The organism is Caldimicrobium thiodismutans, assembly GCF_001548275.1.
GTDB lineage: Bacteria > Desulfobacterota > Thermodesulfobacteria > Thermodesulfobacteriales > Thermodesulfobacteriaceae > Caldimicrobium > Caldimicrobium thiodismutans.
Map to the genome: position 1 here is coordinate 1,196,799 of NZ_AP014945.1, position 15,927 is coordinate 1,212,725.

A 15,927-nucleotide genomic window follows, 5' to 3' on the forward strand; every position below is an offset into this window, starting at 1 on the left:
TTTAATGACCTTTCTTTATGAAACTTTTTACTTTTGGCAAAACATTGAACCATATATTAAAGTTTAAAAATTTCTCCACTAAACTCCATTCTCTTTTTCTTAGTTTCACTTCTTGTAAGGAAATGAAGTATAATCTATAGGTTTTTATAATCTTCTCTATGACATCAATCTCTTTACGGTTCATATTGTTAGGATGTAGACATATAGTCCAAAGTCCAAAAGGCATTTTTCTGAATTTCCATAATTGCTGAGGTATAAAATACATATTTTCTTCATAAAAAACATCAAAAGCAAAGCAATCAGAAACTATTCTTATATCTGTTTCCTCATATAAGACTTTTAAAGTATTTTTATCAAAGGTATGAGCTGGTGCAACCCAGACTGTAGGTTTTATACCGTTATCCAGAAAGATTTTATACCCCTCTTTTATTTTTTTAGCCTGAACTTCAATAGGTAATCCAGCAAATTCGGTTTTCTTCCACATAGGCACATAACTCCAGCCCATTCTTTCTACATAAATATGTTCAAAACCATGTAAAGCTATTGTCCAACCCTTGCCTGCCCATCTATTAACTATCTCCCAAAAACCGCTTTCACTTAAATCCTTCTGAAATATTAGGGTTTCATCTTTACATCTTGGTATAATCGCTACGATTGGTTTAATGTTATAATTATCAAAAAGCTCTTCCAATTTTAGCCAGCTTTGTAAATTCATAAACCGGCAGGCATCATCAAGCCTAAGCAAATATTTAGCCATTGTTCATTACCTCATATAAGATTAAAAACCTTGCTTGCTCACCACCATCATCAATTACCTTAACCGTTTTTAAGTTATTAAAGTATTCTTCTAAGTTGTGTATGTAGACCTTATCTTTTTCTTCAGGTGCTAATTTTGATATATACTCTGGTGTATAGTTGTCTATTAATATATATCTTACAGCCTTTTTTTCTATAATTTCTCTCAAGCTTGATATCCAATTACTTACTTCCAAACCATGCAAAAAATTTAACATAATTATTAAATCTATTTTGTAAATTGGTAATCGAATAACCTTCTCAAAACTACCTACTACAAATTTTGTATCTCTATGTAACAACCTTGCTATAATCAAAGCATTTTTATCAATATCCATTCCATACTTAACCTTAGCATGCACTTTTCCTATAATTTCTCCAAGACCACAACCTACATCAACTACAACTTCAGGCTTCAAGGAATTAGCAAGCTCTACAGCTTTTCTTTTATAAGTTCTGCAATAATAATTTCCTTTGATATGCCACCTATCAAATTTTAAAAATTTATTAAGAATAATTAAACCTCCCGTATACAAAACACACAGAATAATCCCTTTAAGTCCAAGAAGCTTATATTTTTTTCTCATTTTTTGTGTAATTTTCATTATCATATTATCTTTCTCCACTCTTCTACAATTCTTTCAATATCAAACTCTTTAGCTCTTTCAACAGCTCTTTGGGCATAGCCTCTTCTTAATTCCTCATCTTTCAAAAATCTCTTTATCACCTCAACCCACATAAGCTCTCTCTCCTCAAGAGGCTCGTTTGCTTCTTTATATTTTACCTCAAAAGGAGGCATAAGCACTCCATAGCTTGCAAACTCAGGCTCTTTGGTCTGCTGTTCAAAGTCTGTCTCTGGTGCAAGAATCTCCCTTGGACCAGACCTGCAATCAGAAGAAATTACAGGCACCCCGCACGCCATAGCCTCAACAAGGGCATTAGGAAAGCCCTCCCAAAGGCTTGGAAAGACAAAAAGCTCAGACCTTGCTATAAACTTGAATGGATTTTTCTGAAAGCCAAGCAAGTAAAGGTCAAAATCCTCTGAAAGCCTGCCTTCGTCCCATACAAAGGTTTTTAGCCCAAGGTTTTGAGAGAGTTTGACAAGATAACCTTTTAGCTCTCCTTCTCCAAGTATTACAAGCTTTAAGTTTGGAAAATCCTTCTTCAAAGCCTTAAAGATTCTAATCAAATACCATTGACCTTTTTGCTTGGTCAGCCTTCCTGCAGTTATTAAAACAGGATTATTAAATATCGGCTCATATTCATTTAATAAGGCTTCCTTTTTCTCCTGTATTTCGTTGAAATAGACTGGATTATAGATTACTTTTATTTTCTCCCCTGGCAATCCATAAAACTTTTCAAGCTCTGCTTTTATAGATTTTGAAACTGTAATAATAAGGTCTGCTTTAGGATAGAGTAGTTTATTAAAAAAATTATAAGGGTGCCAAGAAGGTCTTCCATACCTTTGCGACATACGGATAGAAATTATAGATTTATGCTTTGACAAAAAGGAGGCAACTATATTTACATAATTTGCCCTTTCAAGCATGGAAAGAACAATATCTTGAGCCTTTAACTTTTTTGAAAGTCTTAAAGCATATACAGGTATAAAAAGGGTTTTATGGATGGAGCTTGTTTTGGTAGTATGATTGGAGAGATATTCAATTTTTTCTTCTGGAATTTCATACTTCACTTCCTTTTCCAGAAGGAAAAATTTTTTAAAGTTTAAGGCTTTAAACAGATTCACTGTAACCCGTTCTGCACCACCACCCGAAAGAGAATTGAGAAGAAGATAAGAACTCATTTTTTAAACCAATTTTTAATTAAGGGAATACAGGTTTTATAAAGATACAGGTTTGCCTTAAGAAGAATTTTTCTTGGAACCATCTTAACAAATAAGTAATAAAGATAAGAAAATACTTTTAGTGTTTTATGGTTAACACTTTTTAATGACTCTTTGAAAAATTTGAGTTTATCAGTATCACAACCAAGTTTAGCAAAATACATTCCTCTTAAAATATATCTCACATATTGCTTTTGATTTATTTTCAATAAATCTTCTCCAAACTCAAGAATAGTGTAATAGTAATTTAATACCTGTCTCTCAGGATATCTCTCCATTTGGATAGTTACTCTTCCTGAAGAAACTGTATTGCATATCATTAAAGCTTTATCAATATAATATCCTTTTTTAATTTTCTTAAAAATTTTCCACCAGAGTAAAAGCTCAGCTCCCCATGTATCGTCTTTAAACCTCTCGTTATTCAAAAGATAAGTAGCCACAATTAAAAAGTAATCACCATCTAAGTATCCCCTTAAGAAATCTTCGTAAGTCCACTCCATATCTTTTCCATAAGACAAACCTTTAAATTTACCAGTTTTGGAATCAAGGCAATTAGCCATCACTATAGGATAATTTCTTTCCTCTGCATACATTATGAGTGTTTCTATAGCTTCTGGAAGAAGTTGGTCATCATCGTCAACAAAAGTAAAATATTCTCCTGTAACATGATCTAAGCCATTATTTTTATTTCCTGTAGGACCATGCATATATTTTTCATTCTTTACATATTTTATTTTATCCATAGGAAATTCTTTAACAATTTCGCATGCTTTGCCTTCTTTTGTATCATCTGTAACTATTATTTCAAGATTTTTATAAGTTTGTGCTAAAAGACTTTTCAGAGTGTCTTTTAGCGAAGATCTACCAATTGTTGGAACTATTATGGAAACTTTTTTCATGGTTTTTCAGTTATAAATTCAGAGGGTAATTGAGCTTGAAAGTATAAATTTGTACCAGTAATTACAGGCATAAGTAAAAAAGTAGTTATTAAAAAAGATATATTTCTGGTAATTTTTAGAATTTTAAAAAATATTTTTCTAAAATTTGATGTATTATAAAAATTTTTGTTTGAAAGTATTTTTTTCTTCACATTTCTTCTAAGATAAACTCCCTTCACGCCAAGTAAAGCATATTCTAATCTTGCTGAATTCTCAAACAGTCTTCTAAACAGATTAGATATTTGAAGTTCTATTATTAATTTGACCTCAAAACCGCAAAAATTAAGGCATCTTTTTAAAGTATATTCATCAAACCACAAAAAATGATGTGGGGGAAAATTGCCCATAGAGTAATTTAAAGATTTTTTCACAAAACTTAACAATCTTCTATTTGGCACGCTTCCTGCAATATAGCCACCGGGTTTTAAAAGCCTTTTTACATTTTCCAGAAACTCCCTTGGCTTGTCTTGATGTTCAAGCACCTCAAAAAAGGTTATTACATCAAATTTTAGCCCCTCTTTTTCGGCAAAATCCACAAATTCCTCTAAACTCATAGCATAGACATTTTTAAGTCCCCTTTTTTCTCTACAAACTTCAACACTTTTCCTATCAAAGTCTATCCCCCAGACTTCAAAGCCCATTTCTTGAGCTCTCTTCAAAAACCTTCCGTCTCCACAGCCTAAATCAAGAAGCCTCCCAGATTTTAAAGGAAAATATTTGAAGAAAGCCTTATGATTTTCTCCCAGAGTTTCTGCTATTCCTAAGTGAAAGACCGTATAACTTTCACTCCCTTCCTCCTCGTAAAACTCTTTTTCAATCTTTAAAGGCTCCCACCACTCAAGCTCACACCCTTCACAATGATAAAGCTTATACTCCTTTTTATTCCAATCTGATATATATCTTTGGAGGTAGCTTTGTGAGCCTACTTTGGTAGAACACACGGGGCATACTATTATTTCCGGCATCATCGTTATTATAATAACACCACCCCGGTGAAAAAACAATCCCATTATTTTACCTTATGGTGTTAATTTTGAATAGTCAGACTTATTTACTTTCTAAATTGTCACATTTCTGGTAGTCTCTTCCTCTTTACTATCTCTTTAAAGCATAGGAGACTTTGGACTTAAGCAAAATAAGGCAATCATCCAAGCCTTACGCTACTCATTGAAAGTATCTTAAATTTTCTTTTGCAAAAAGAGTTAAAATTAAAACCATTGTGAAAAAACTAAATATTCCCATCACTAAAGATACTCTTCAGCTATTTATTGCAACAGGAATTAATTCTAAATATTTAAAATACTCAAGAAATATATCATCTCTGCAGATCAATAAAAGAGGCTCCAACTGCTAAGGAAGGAAAAAGGGCTCTAACCTTTTAGATTTGTAAAATTATTCAGCTAAGACAATGACGCTAAGTGAGCCCTATAATGTTATTTTTTTCACAAAATATTTACATCTTATAATTTTTGGGTATTCTACTTGAACATCGTTTATATTAGGACATCCTTAAAGATGGGAAGGATAGTAGAAAATACATTATTAGAAAAACAATTGAAATTTCTTATTCTTTATATATATTGATTATTATTTATTGGATAAAATAAAATTGTATTAAAAAATATGTAAATTATGCCTAAGATTTTTTTTATATAAAATCACATTTTAGAGAAAGGCAATGGGATACTATAAAAGCTGTTAAAACTTATTTAAATGAAAATTATTCAGTAATAATACCATCTGATGAGAAAAAACAAAGTTCTGTTAATGTTTTTAAATTTCATACTTCATATAAGGGAAGAATAAAATCTTTAATTGTATCAAAATTGCCATTAATTAATTTTCGCTTACTACCTAAAAAAGAAAGTAATGAAGCAGATTTTATTTATACTTGGGGGTATATACCAATTTTGACTAAAAAAAATTTTATAATAGAGTTTGACAACCCTTATGTTGTGACCTTTTATAATAAGAAAGCATTTGGAATTTATAAAAGTCTGTTTAAAAAATTTTTTAATAAAGCTTATAAATTAACATTTATGTCGCAAACATCAATGGAACATTTTTTGTATGAAATAGGAGAGCAATACAGACATAAATGTTTTATTGTTTATCCATTTGTAGAAAGAAACTATCTAAAAAAGAAAAAAGATATAAATAAAAAGACAATTAATTTTACTTTTGCCGGATTTGATTTCCGATTAAATGGTGGTCCAGAATTATTAAAAGCTTTTAGCTCTATTAAAAATAAAAATTTAAAATTATTTATTTTTTCGCAAGTGCCAAAGGAGATTAGAAAAGAAGTAAATGACGATAGAATAATAATAAATACACCGATTAACCGCCAAGACCTTATTAATCATTTATTGACTACAACCGACATTTTAATTTTACCAACATTTTATGAATCTTTTCCGATCGTAATTTTAGAAGCATTGTCCTCGGGGTGCGGAATAATTATTACTAATGTCTATGCCACACATGAAATGGTTGAAAGTAATAAAAATGGAATTTTGCTAAGTCATCCCTTTTTAAAACCTGATAATTATAATGGCTTTGAATTTGTTAATAATACAGTATACAGAATTAATGAATTTACTAAAAATTTTTTAGAGAATAAATTTTATGATTCTTTTAGCTTAGAAATAGCTAAAGCCATAGAAATAGGTGCGGAGGAATACAAAAATTGGCAACAAGGAAGTATTGAATTATATGAAAATAAATTTAGTAAAGAAATTTGGTTAGAAAATTTTAAAAAGATATTTTCATAAAAAATGAAAAAAGACAACTTATATGAAAATTTTTCTAAACTTCAACCTTCGGTGGAAGCTTATTATTGTCTCGATAAATTTTTGATACCAAAATTAGAAGCTGGTTCAAAAATTTTAGAGATAGGGGTTGGTAATGGTGAAATATCTAATTGGTTGATAGAAAAATATGAGGTATATTGTCTATATATTTCAGAAGAATGTTTAGATAAATTAAATAACAAAATTAAAGCTAAATTTAAATTAGACCTAGAAAAAGAGAAAATACCGGTTGAAGATAATTTTTTTGATGCGGTAATATGTTTTGCGGTTTTAGAGCATTTAAAAAACTTTAACGAAGCACTTATTGAAATAAAAAGGGTTTTAAAAAATGAAGGACTGCTTTTTGCCTCCACTCCTAATATAAGTTGGTTACCATTTAGATTAAAATTTTTATTTGGTATGTGCCCTGAAGATTTTCATACAGCGGACCATGTGAATTTTTGGAACTTAAAAAGATTTAAAAAAATATTTATGGATAATGGTTTTAAAGTGGTTCCTCAATTTACCTCTCTTGGTTTATTAAATATATTTTTCCCTTTAATTAAAAAATATAGAACTCGTTATTTAGAAATATATGATAAATATATATTTATAGCTACTAACTTTAAAAGCGCTTTATTAGGTTATAATCAAATAATTATTGCTAAAAAATGAAAATTTTGGTAGTATTATAAATTTTGTGTATAGATTGGGGAGGTTTAAATTTGAGTCAGTAACCTGGGTTGAATTTAAAAAAATTTGGTAAAATCCCCTCCTAGCCTCTACCCAAAAACTAACTAGGAGGGCGAAAATGAAGGATCCGCTCTATGAGAACCTTAAAATTATTATACAACATCCTGAGAAAAAGAAAATACTTGAAAACCTCTTATTTAAGGAAATTAAAAATATGATTAAAAACCTTCTTGAAACTTTGATTTTGGAAGAAAGAAGAATTTTTTGTGAAGAAATGGATGATGTGGGGAATGGATATTTCTTACGGAGTTTAAAAACACCTTTTGGAGAGATAAAAAATCTTAGGGTGGCAAGAACAAGGAAGAAAAATTTTAAGACCGCTATTTTTGAGCCTTATTCAAGAGAATTCTTATATTTAGATGAGCTGATTTATTACATGTATGCTGGTGGGTGTTCTACGAGAGATGTTGCTAACACCTTAGAAAAAATTTACGGGGTTAAATATTCTCCCACTTCTATATCTCGTATTACATCAGTTGTGACTAAAAAGATAGAGGAATTTAAAAATGCTCCTATAACAAAGTGGTATCCTGTATTATATGTTGATGGGACTTATTTAAAAGTCAGGCGTGGAGGTGTGACAGAGAATGAAGTAGTTTATTTTGTTGCTGGATTAAGTGAGGATGGACATAAGGAGATTTTAGGATATTGGATACCTGGAGGAAGTGGAGAGAGTGCACTTAATTGGAAAGAGATATTTAAAGAACTTTATAAAAGAGGACTAAAAGAACCCCTTTTAGTGGTAGGAGATAACCTTCCTGGGCTTGAAGAAGCTGTAAAACTTATCTATCCTCTTGCAGATTTTCAGAGCTGTGTGTTGCATAAGATCCGAAATACTTTGAATAGAGTAAGGAAACGAGAGAGAGCTGCAGTTGCAGAAGATTTGAAGGAGATATATGAAAGGCACGATGAGAGAGAGTGGAAGCTTGGATTTGAGAGATTTAAGAGGAAATGGGAAAGAATTTATCCTGATATAATAAGGTCATGGGAGAGGGATTTGGACAAACTTATGGTTTATTTGAAGTATCCTTATCCTTTGAGGAGATTTATATATACCACGAATGCCCTTGAGAGATTTATTAAGGAAGTGAAGAGGAGAGTAAAGGTTATAGAAGTATTTCCGAGTGAGGGTTCAGTTGATAAGATTGTTTATTTAGTAGTTGAGGAGATGAATGAGAAGTATAGGAGTAGGAGACTAAAAAATTTTGAGAGGATAATAGAGGAGCTAAGGGGGGAAAGGAGGGCAAGATATGGGAGTGGAGAGATTAAAATTATTACAAATGAAAAAGAATTTTATACACAAAAAAGTTGACACTATGAAAATTTTAGGCATACAATTAGGTCATAATTCAACTGTAGCTATTTTACAAGACGGGAAGATTACTCATGCAGTCAGCCAAGAGAAATTTGATAATAAAAAAATTTCAAGTAATTTTCCCAAGGAGGCAATTGAATGGTTTTTCAATGAAAGCGGTATAACTCCTGAAGAAATAAACTATATTGCTATTTGTGGTAAGTTTATTTTTCCTAATCAGCTATACATTGATAACAATACTACATCAGTAAGTTCTTTTAATAAAAAAAATTATAAAGATTATGTCAAATATTTGATGGCTACTACTTTTCCTAATTTATACTGGAAATACTTATTCTTAAAAAATAATCTTATCAATAAGAAAACAAAACAAAGCCTATTAGAACAATTATCAAAAGTTTTAAATTTAAAAATTGAATCTATTGAAAATAGAATAATTTTTGTTAGACACCATACATGCCATGCCTATTCTGCATATTATAGTTGTTTAGACCGTAAAAAACCGGCTTTAATTTTAACCCTCGATGGTAGTGGTGATTATTCATGCTCCACTGTAAGTATATATAATGAAAAAAATAAGAAAATAGAAAGAATAGCATCTACCCCATGGCTATACTCTCCTGGTTATGTTTATTCAGAAATTACAAGATTTTTAGGAATGAAACCACTTGAACATGAATACAAAGTTATGGGTTTATCACCTTATTCTAAATATGAAATTTCACGAGAGATTTGCGATAAAATTTTTAAACCCTTGCTTTGGATAGATAAAGACGGTTTAACTTTTAAATCTTCTATACCAACAAATCGTTTAATGTATTACTTTAAAGATAAATTATTAGGAATGCGATTTGATAATATTGCTGGAGGATTACAATTATGGTTAGAAGAATTAGTTATTCAATGGATTAAAAATGCTATTAAAATTACAGGAATTAAAAATATATATTTAGGTGGTGGAGTTTTTATGAACGTAAAACTAAATAAAAAAATAATGGAGATGGAAGAGATTGAAGGTTGTTATTTTATGCCATCTTGTGGAGATGAAAGTAATCCCTTTGGCGCTTGTTTTTATGTTTATAAAACAAAAACAGATAACGACCCTGAACCATTAAAAGATTTATATTTAGGTCCTGAATATTCAGATGAAGAAATTAAACTCTATTTTGATAAAAACAAACTACACCAAAAATATAATATTGAATACTATGATGATATAGAAAAAAAAGTAGCAACATTATTGTCAGAATTCAAAATAGTAGCAAGATTTAAAGGAAGAGCTGAATGGGGAGCAAGAGCACTTGGTAATAGATCAATACTGGCAAATCCTAGTGATCTTAAAAGCTTTTATGAAGTCAATGATACTATTAAACAAAGAGATTTTTGGATGCCATTTGCCCCCTCAATTTTAGATGAAGACGAAAATAAATATATTATAAATCCTAAAAAAATAAAAGCACCTTATATGATTGTTGCCTTTGACTCAACAGAATTGGCACAACAACATCTAAAAGCTGCGATGCACCAAGCTGATAAAACATTAAGACCTCAAATAGTATATAGATCGCAAAATCCAGACTACTGGCGGCTTATAAAATATTTTAAAGAAATTACGGGAATTGGCGGGGTCTTAAATACGTCGTTAAATTTACATGGATATCCATTAGTGGCAACTTTAGATCAATTATTATTTACGCTTGAAAATAGTAAATTAAAATACGCAGCCGTTGGTAATTATTTAATATCCAAGAAATAAAATGTGCGGCATTTTTCTTTTATCTTCTAAAAAACCATTGAGTGATATTGAAATATCAAAGCTTAAATTAATAACCACAAAATTGAGACACCGTGGACCAGACGCAGAAGGCTTCTTTTTGTCTGAAGACAGACAAGTTTTTATATCTCATTATCGATTAGCTATTATTGACCTAGATGAAAGATCAAATCAGCCAATGATTAAAGAAAATCTGGTTATAACTTTTAATGGCGAAATTTATAATTTTAAAAAAATTAAACAGGAACTAACTAAAAGGGGTAGTAAATTTTTTACTGAATCTGATACGGAAGTAATCTTAGAAGCTTATAAACATTTCGGTAAAGATTGCCTTGATTTATTTACGGGGATGTTTGCTTTTTGTATTTATAATAAAAATTCAAAAGAAATATTTTGTGCTAGAGATAGAATAGGCGAAAAACCGCTTATTTACTACATTGATGACCAAAAATTGATAATTGCTTCAGAAATACCGGTTATTTTAAGAACTCTTAGAGAAATTTATAATAGTCAGCCAGATATTGATAATGATATTTTAAGTTTATATTATTTAGGAACATATCGACATATACCTGAGCCTTATTCTATTTGGAAAGGGATTAAAAAATTAGAGCCCGCTAAATATCTATTAATTAAAGACAATAAAATTCAAGAAAATAATTTTTATTATCAGCCGAAAATTAGCAAAGAATATTTAAATTATCCAGAATCTAAAATCTGTAAAATGGTTAAACAAAGTTTAATAGAAGCAGTCGAATTAACGACAGTATCAGATGTTCCTTTAGCAGTTTTATTATCTGGCGGTGTTGATTCTTCTATTATTAGTTTTATTTTAAAAAAAATTCTAAACAAAGATATAATAGCTTTTACTTATGGTCGAGATGAAAACGACGAAGAAATTCAAAGAGCAAGGTTGGTCGCCAACAAATTGAAAATTCCATTAAAAATATTTTATTTTAAAGAAGGTGATGTTTTGAAAAGTTTAAGAGATATAATATCAATTTATGGCGAACCTCTATGCCTATTTCAATTTGCTTATTCAGATATACTTTATAAAAACATCAGAAATGAAGGCATAAAGGTCGTTATAACAGGTAATGGCGGAGATGAAATTTTTATGGTTATACCTCGCATCCTAAAACTTTATTATTTTCGTATATGATGAAAATTCTTAATTTTCTAAATTTATTAGATAATAGAAAATTAAAAATTTTGAAATATAAATTTATGAGTTTTAAAAATAAATACCCATATGATAAGAAATTAGTCAATTCTATTTTTGACGAATTTGAACCTCTTTTATCAAATTTCAATAAAAGATTATTAATTGACTTTTCGAATTTTTGGGCTTTAATTAGCGAAAATGCTCATAGCATCACAATGGTCGCAGATATTGCAGGAATGAAAAACTCTGTAGAAGTAAGATCTCCGTTCTTAAATCATAACTTAGTTGAGTTAGCTTTCTCTATTCATCCTAAATTTAAAATTAAAAAACTTTTTGATAAGACGGGTAAATATAATAAATGGATTTTAAAAAAAGCTTTTGAAGATTCCGAAATTAATGATATTCTATTTCTTAAAAAAGTAGGCTTTGGATTTTATATCAAGTATGATAAAAACTTTGCTACAGAAAAAAATTTTCGTTTATGGAGCCTTAAAACATTTTCTGATATATTTGAAATTGATCTAAATAAGAAATTTGCTAATAATATCCTAAAATGATTTGTTTTTGTTATTAAACATAGTGTCAATAATTTTATGTATAAAAATTTTTACTTTTATAAAAATTTTATTTTCCTTCTTTCCATGTCTTGCATTCCTGTACTCCCTTATCTCTTCTATTATCATCTCAAAATTTTTTAGTCTCTTACTTATATACTTCTCTCTCCTTAACTACTAAATAAACAACTCTGTCAATCGAGACCTAACATGCAAAAACTTTCATAATCTTTACACTCCTCTTTAAATTCTTTATTAAATCGCTCAACTACTTTCTCTGTAAATATAAAACTCCCGCAAATATGATGACTTTCATGCTAAGTCTATGAATAATCAATCTATTTTTATGAGAATTCATTTTTGAAACCTCGCTTGAAAGTATAAAAAAGACCCTTGTCTTGAGGCACAAAAAACCAATAAGCCACCGCAGGCAAGAAAAAGAAAACATCCCTTGCCTTGCGAAGTAAAGATAAAAAGTAAAGTTTTTTATCTGGATTTACCTTTTTTAAATCTTCAACTCCTAAACTTGCAAGTTTTTCATCCTTTACTACGGACTTTTTAAGAGTCTTTTTAAGCCTAAGCCCTATACCACCTAATAATACACCCTCAAGATATGCAGGTATAGTCTTCAATTCATGTTTTACTCTTATAACCTTTATTGATGAAAATCCTGTAAGTTCCAAAGCCTGATAAAGTGCCTTTTTATTAAACCACAAAAAGTGATGAGGAGGAAAGTCTGAGTTTTCTCTTTCCCATAGTATTAACCTTTCTCTATTTGGCACGTCTCCTGCAATGAACCCACCGGGTTTTAAAAGCCTTTTTACATTTTCCAAAAACTCCTTTGGCTTGTCCTGATGCTCAAGCACCGCGAAAAAGGTTATTACATCAAATTTTAGCCCTTCCTTTTCGGCAAAATTTACAAATTCCTCTAAACTCATAGCATAGACATTTTTAAGTCCTCTTTTTTCTCTACAAACTTCAACACTTTTCCTATCAAAGTCTATCCCCCAGACTTCAAAGCCCATTTCTTGCGCTCTCTTCAAAAACCTTCCATCTCCACAGCCTACATCAAGTAGCCTCCCAGATTTTAAAGGAATGTGTTTGAAAAAAGCTTTATAATCTTCTCCCAAACTCTCCCCTATTCCTAAGTGAAATATTGTATAAGCCTCATCCCCTTCCTCCTCATAAAACTCTTTTTCAATCTTTAAAGGCTCCCACCACTCAAGGTCACACCCTTCACAATGATAAAGCTTATACTCCTTTTTGTTCCAATCTGAAACATAAGTTTTTTTAAAAGCCCCGTTAGAAGCTTCCTTTCCACATACTGGACATCTTAAAATCATTCTTTAGCCCTCCTCCTGCAATTTTTTGTTTATAATGTAAGCATATCTCCTTCTGCCCTCCCGATGAGTTGGTTAGGCTAAAAGATACCACTAAAAATTCTTTTTTCCACATAGTTCTTCCCTTGTCGTATCAACAGGAATAACATCCACATTAATGCTGAGTTTTCCCTCCAAAATAATCAGAAAGAATTATTTTTATAATTTACATTTCTCAATAATCTCCTGAGAAATTTCTATACTTTGATATACCATACCTTCAAGGTCAATGTTATTTAAATCGTTATCATAATCGCATTTATTTCTCCATCTTCTTAACTTATCTAATTTAGAAGCGATTTTTCCCCAATCTTTGCCTAATTTTCGTAAATATTCTCTTAAATACTTATGGTCTTTCGCTTCTCCGGTTGGTTTAAAACCAGAGTGTTTTTCAGCATAATTGCGACACCAGCAAAAAGCTGAATAGTAAGCTCTACTAACTGCTGACCTGTAAGCGCATTCTCTTGAATATTCGGATCTTTGTAATCCAGCAAGTTCTTTTGCTAATTCTAAATACTCTTGCCAATTAAAAGCCATTTTTTTATTCAAACTTTTTAAAATCGGTTGTTAACTGAATCCAACCTTTTTTGTCAACAAGGTAATCTAAAAATTCTGATTCTACATCTTCAAGTTTTTTCATAAATAGTTCATTATAACTTTTAGACCGAACATATATTACAATATATCTGTCATCTATTTCTGGATCTTTGTATATATCAAAAACAACTTGATTATCCGGGAAATTTGATTTTATTATATTCGCAATAACAGGAATTAATTCTATCATATCAGAATAATCTAAAAGATACTCTTTTATGTCTTCAAAATGTTCTAAATAAAATCCATATTTTTCTAATGTTTGTAGATTTTTTTCTATTCTTCTTTCAATAGATGTTTCAGTTTTGATAGATTTCATTAATTTTTGTAGAGAACCCATTCCCAACCTCTGTATATGTTTAATAAACTCTTGGGTTTGAAATAATAGGGGTGGATTTTTATACTTTCCTTCTTTCACCTAACCTCTCTTTAAAATCTTTAAGTCCCATTTTATTAAATTTTTCCTTTTTCACAAAGGCACAATTTATTATCATATGGCTCATAGAATGGGTAACATCTGATCTAGTTTGATTTAAAAGTAATTCAAGGATAATATTAGTATCAATTAAATACATTAGTCACTCAACAATTCTAAGTTTTTATGTTGAAGCTCTACTGAAGTATATTTATCTTTTAAATTTTGAAGTGCACCACGCCATGAGAGTTTCAATTCTTTTTTAGGTTTAGGATATTTTTTTTCTAACAAGAATTGGACAAAATCATACACCTCCTGCTCATACTCTGGTGGTAGCTTCTTAATCATTTCTATTAAAGATTCCATTTTTAGACCTCCTTTTTTTCTTAACCCAGTTATCTCTTTATAAAGCTCATCCACAGTAAGCTCCCCAAATAGCCTATCCTTAATTTCTAAATAATCTACCTTTTGATACAGGTTTTCGCGAATGAACATACTTGCTTTAAAAAGGCTCAAATTTTTAACTATCTTTTCCATAACCTTCAATTTTATATTTTCTTTATCTTGCAACATATTTTAAGATTAAACCAAGCATGCCAAGGATAAGTGTAAAACCTCCATAAACCATTTACTGAAAAAATTGAAAGCGCCTCTCTAAGGCCTCAAAACGCCTATCCATCTCTCTCTGTAAAGCCTCAAATCGCCTCTCCACAAACTCCCTTAATGCCTTAAGCTCTTCCTCCACCCTAACCACCCTCTCTATCAATGATAACTCCTTCAATTTTGCCTCATTCACCCTTATATACTCCCCAATCTTCTCACTCAAAATCTCCGATATACAAACCTCTCAACCAAATCCTTTATCGCCTGCTCTGATACCCCCTGTAATCCTAAACCAGCCATTTTTCTACCTCCTGCTTATTCCTATCTCCCTCTACTTCCTCTCTAAGTCTCTCTATAACTTTAACTCAAACTTCCATATAATCAAAAAAGTGCAGAGGGGCACTATTCAAAGCTTTGAACAACCAAAATACCCTCTTCCTCTGCCATCTTTAAGGCTCTTGGCCTTGCAAAATGGGTATTGCCTGCTCAATTTTTAATAAAATCTTTATAAAAAGCTTTCTTAATAAAGGCTCAAGCGCATCCAAAGCCTGCATTATCTCTGCTGAATATATACCCATAATTAAAATACTAATCCTCTTTTAATCATTTGTCAAATTTCGTATAAGTCCATATCTTTTGAAACTTAGGAAAATTATTCTACTACTTCGGTTGTAAAAAATAAACATTTCACCCTTTTCCACCCCTTCTTTTTCTTGGTCGGATATGAATTTTAACACCTAACTTAAGCTCAAACACAAGCACATAATTGGCAAAAGGGTTAGCCCCAAATACCTGCAAAGGCAATAAAGGTCATAGCCTGAAGTCTTTCTTTGCCCTGTAAATACCTGTAGATGATAGGCTATACAAACACAAAGGGAAGGGTAAGAAAAGCTCAAAGTGGAGGGAGTTTCATACTGCGCATAACATATACTTGCATGGGATGACTTGTGCTATAGAGAGAACGATGGGCAAAGCAGTCCAGTTTCCTATTAGAATTAGCAAAGGGC

General features: G+C 30.7%; 16 protein-coding genes. 6 read left to right on the forward strand and 10 right to left on the reverse strand.

The window, feature by feature from the left end; genetic code table 11:
• Position 1 precedes the first annotated feature (1 nt).
• Genes THC_RS05925 through THC_RS05945 form a run of 5 tightly spaced genes read right to left on the reverse strand, consistent with a single transcriptional unit; the run spans position 2 to position 4,586 of the window.
• Entirely contained in the window at positions 2–757 is a 756-nt protein-coding gene (locus THC_RS05925; RefSeq protein ID WP_068514713.1) for a DUF2334 domain-containing protein, read from the reverse strand.
• Complete coding sequence (locus THC_RS05930) at positions 750–1,406, reverse strand: class I SAM-dependent methyltransferase (RefSeq protein WP_068514716.1); 657 nt, start codon at positions 1,404–1,406, stop codon at positions 750–752. Before THC_RS05930 ends, THC_RS05925 begins: the two co-directional genes overlap by 8 nt.
• A complete protein-coding gene (locus tag THC_RS05935; RefSeq protein ID WP_068514719.1) occupies positions 1,403–2,599 on the reverse strand; it encodes a glycosyltransferase in 1,197 nt (398 codons plus the stop codon). Before THC_RS05935 ends, THC_RS05930 begins: the two co-directional genes overlap by 4 nt.
• Positions 2,596–3,537 (reverse strand): glycosyltransferase family 2 protein, encoded by a 942-nt coding sequence (locus THC_RS05940; protein WP_068514721.1) that lies wholly within the window; start codon positions 3,535–3,537, stop codon positions 2,596–2,598. Before THC_RS05940 ends, THC_RS05935 begins: the two co-directional genes overlap by 4 nt.
• Positions 3,534–4,586, reverse strand: a complete 1,053-nt coding sequence (locus THC_RS05945; protein ID WP_082706334.1) for a class I SAM-dependent methyltransferase — start codon at positions 4,584–4,586, stop codon at positions 3,534–3,536. The genes THC_RS05940 and THC_RS05945 overlap by 4 nt, the downstream gene beginning before the upstream one ends.
• A gap of 816 nt (positions 4,587–5,402) precedes the next feature.
• Between THC_RS05945 and THC_RS05950 the strand changes: the two genes are divergently transcribed.
• The 6 genes from THC_RS05950 (at position 5,403) to THC_RS05975 (ending at position 11,929) form a co-directional block, all read left to right on the forward strand.
• Positions 5,403–6,347: a glycosyltransferase family 4 protein gene (locus tag THC_RS05950; protein ID WP_068514729.1), complete on the forward strand. Its 945-nt coding sequence runs from the start codon at positions 5,403–5,405 to the stop codon at positions 6,345–6,347.
• A 3-nt stretch (positions 6,348–6,350) separates the two neighbouring features.
• Complete coding sequence (locus THC_RS05955) at positions 6,351–7,040, forward strand: class I SAM-dependent methyltransferase (protein WP_068514733.1); 690 nt, start codon at positions 6,351–6,353, stop codon at positions 7,038–7,040.
• Positions 7,041–7,176: 136 nt separating this feature from the next.
• Complete coding sequence (locus tag THC_RS05960; RefSeq protein WP_068514736.1) at positions 7,177–8,430, forward strand: IS256 family transposase; 1,254 nt, start codon at positions 7,177–7,179, stop codon at positions 8,428–8,430.
• A complete protein-coding gene (locus THC_RS05965) occupies positions 8,369–10,189 on the forward strand; it encodes a carbamoyltransferase C-terminal domain-containing protein (RefSeq protein ID WP_068514741.1) in 1,821 nt (606 codons plus the stop codon). The genes THC_RS05960 and THC_RS05965 overlap by 62 nt, the downstream gene beginning before the upstream one ends.
• Before the next feature lies 1 nt (position 10,190).
• A complete protein-coding gene (asnB, locus tag THC_RS05970; protein ID WP_068514742.1) occupies positions 10,191–11,369 on the forward strand; it encodes an asparagine synthase (glutamine-hydrolyzing) in 1,179 nt (392 codons plus the stop codon).
• Positions 11,366–11,929 carry an asparagine synthase-related protein gene (locus tag THC_RS05975; RefSeq protein WP_068514746.1) on the forward strand — a complete coding sequence of 188 codons (564 nt, stop codon included), beginning with the start codon at positions 11,366–11,368 and terminating at the stop codon, positions 11,927–11,929. The genes asnB and THC_RS05975 overlap by 4 nt, the downstream gene beginning before the upstream one ends.
• A 341-nt stretch (positions 11,930–12,270) precedes the next feature.
• Here THC_RS05975 and THC_RS05980 read toward each other — a convergent pair whose 3' ends face one another.
• The 5 genes from THC_RS05980 to THC_RS09420 all read right to left on the reverse strand — a co-directional run bounded on the left by THC_RS05980 (position 12,271) and on the right by THC_RS09420 (position 15,098).
• Complete coding sequence (locus THC_RS05980) at positions 12,271–13,269, reverse strand: class I SAM-dependent methyltransferase (RefSeq protein WP_068514749.1); 999 nt, start codon at positions 13,267–13,269, stop codon at positions 12,271–12,273.
• A 195-nt stretch (positions 13,270–13,464) separates the two neighbouring features.
• Positions 13,465–13,842, reverse strand: coding sequence for a HEPN domain-containing protein (locus tag THC_RS05985; protein ID WP_148638833.1), 378 nt, complete (start codon positions 13,840–13,842; stop codon positions 13,465–13,467).
• Between the two features lie 4 nt (positions 13,843–13,846).
• Positions 13,847–14,320: a hypothetical protein gene (locus THC_RS05990; RefSeq protein ID WP_068514754.1), complete on the reverse strand. Its 474-nt coding sequence runs from the start codon at positions 14,318–14,320 to the stop codon at positions 13,847–13,849.
• Positions 14,321–14,476: 156 nt separating this feature from the next.
• Positions 14,477–14,854, reverse strand: coding sequence for a DUF2281 domain-containing protein (locus THC_RS09615; RefSeq protein WP_231938335.1), 378 nt, complete (start codon positions 14,852–14,854; stop codon positions 14,477–14,479).
• A 91-nt stretch (positions 14,855–14,945) separates the two neighbouring features.
• A complete protein-coding gene (locus THC_RS09420; protein ID WP_153303649.1) occupies positions 14,946–15,098 on the reverse strand; it encodes a hypothetical protein in 153 nt (50 codons plus the stop codon).
• Positions 15,099–15,927 lie beyond the last annotated feature (829 nt).

Excerpts from the sequence above, each read along its gene's own strand:
- THC_RS05930 (WP_068514716.1), bottom strand. The coding sequence starts at position 1,406 with ATGATAATGAAAATTACACAAAAAATGAGAAAAAAATATAAGCTTCTT.
- THC_RS05940 (WP_068514721.1), bottom strand. The coding sequence starts at position 3,537 with ATGAAAAAAGTTTCCATAATAGTTCCAACAATTGGTAGATCTTCGCTA.
- THC_RS05975 (WP_068514746.1), top strand. The coding sequence starts at position 11,366 with ATGATGAAAATTCTTAATTTTCTAAATTTATTAGATAATAGAAAATTA.
- THC_RS05960 (WP_068514736.1), top strand. The coding sequence starts at position 7,177 with ATGAAGGATCCGCTCTATGAGAACCTTAAAATTATTATACAACATCCT.
- THC_RS05985 (WP_148638833.1), bottom strand. The coding sequence starts at position 13,842 with ATGGCTTTTAATTGGCAAGAGTATTTAGAATTAGCAAAAGAACTTGCT.
- asnB (WP_068514742.1), top strand. The coding sequence starts at position 10,191 with ATGTGCGGCATTTTTCTTTTATCTTCTAAAAAACCATTGAGTGATATT.
- THC_RS05925 (WP_068514713.1), bottom strand. The coding sequence starts at position 757 with ATGGCTAAATATTTGCTTAGGCTTGATGATGCCTGCCGGTTTATGAAT.
- THC_RS09615 (WP_231938335.1), bottom strand. The coding sequence starts at position 14,854 with ATGGAAAAGATAGTTAAAAATTTGAGCCTTTTTAAAGCAAGTATGTTC.
- THC_RS05965 (WP_068514741.1), top strand. The coding sequence starts at position 8,369 with ATGGGAGTGGAGAGATTAAAATTATTACAAATGAAAAAGAATTTTATA.
- THC_RS05955 (WP_068514733.1), top strand. The coding sequence starts at position 6,351 with ATGAAAAAAGACAACTTATATGAAAATTTTTCTAAACTTCAACCTTCG.
- THC_RS05935 (WP_068514719.1), bottom strand. The coding sequence starts at position 2,599 with ATGAGTTCTTATCTTCTTCTCAATTCTCTTTCGGGTGGTGGTGCAGAA.
- THC_RS05945 (WP_082706334.1), bottom strand. The coding sequence starts at position 4,586 with ATGGGATTGTTTTTTCACCGGGGTGGTGTTATTATAATAACGATGATG.
- THC_RS05980 (WP_068514749.1), bottom strand. The coding sequence starts at position 13,269 with ATGATTTTAAGATGTCCAGTATGTGGAAAGGAAGCTTCTAACGGGGCT.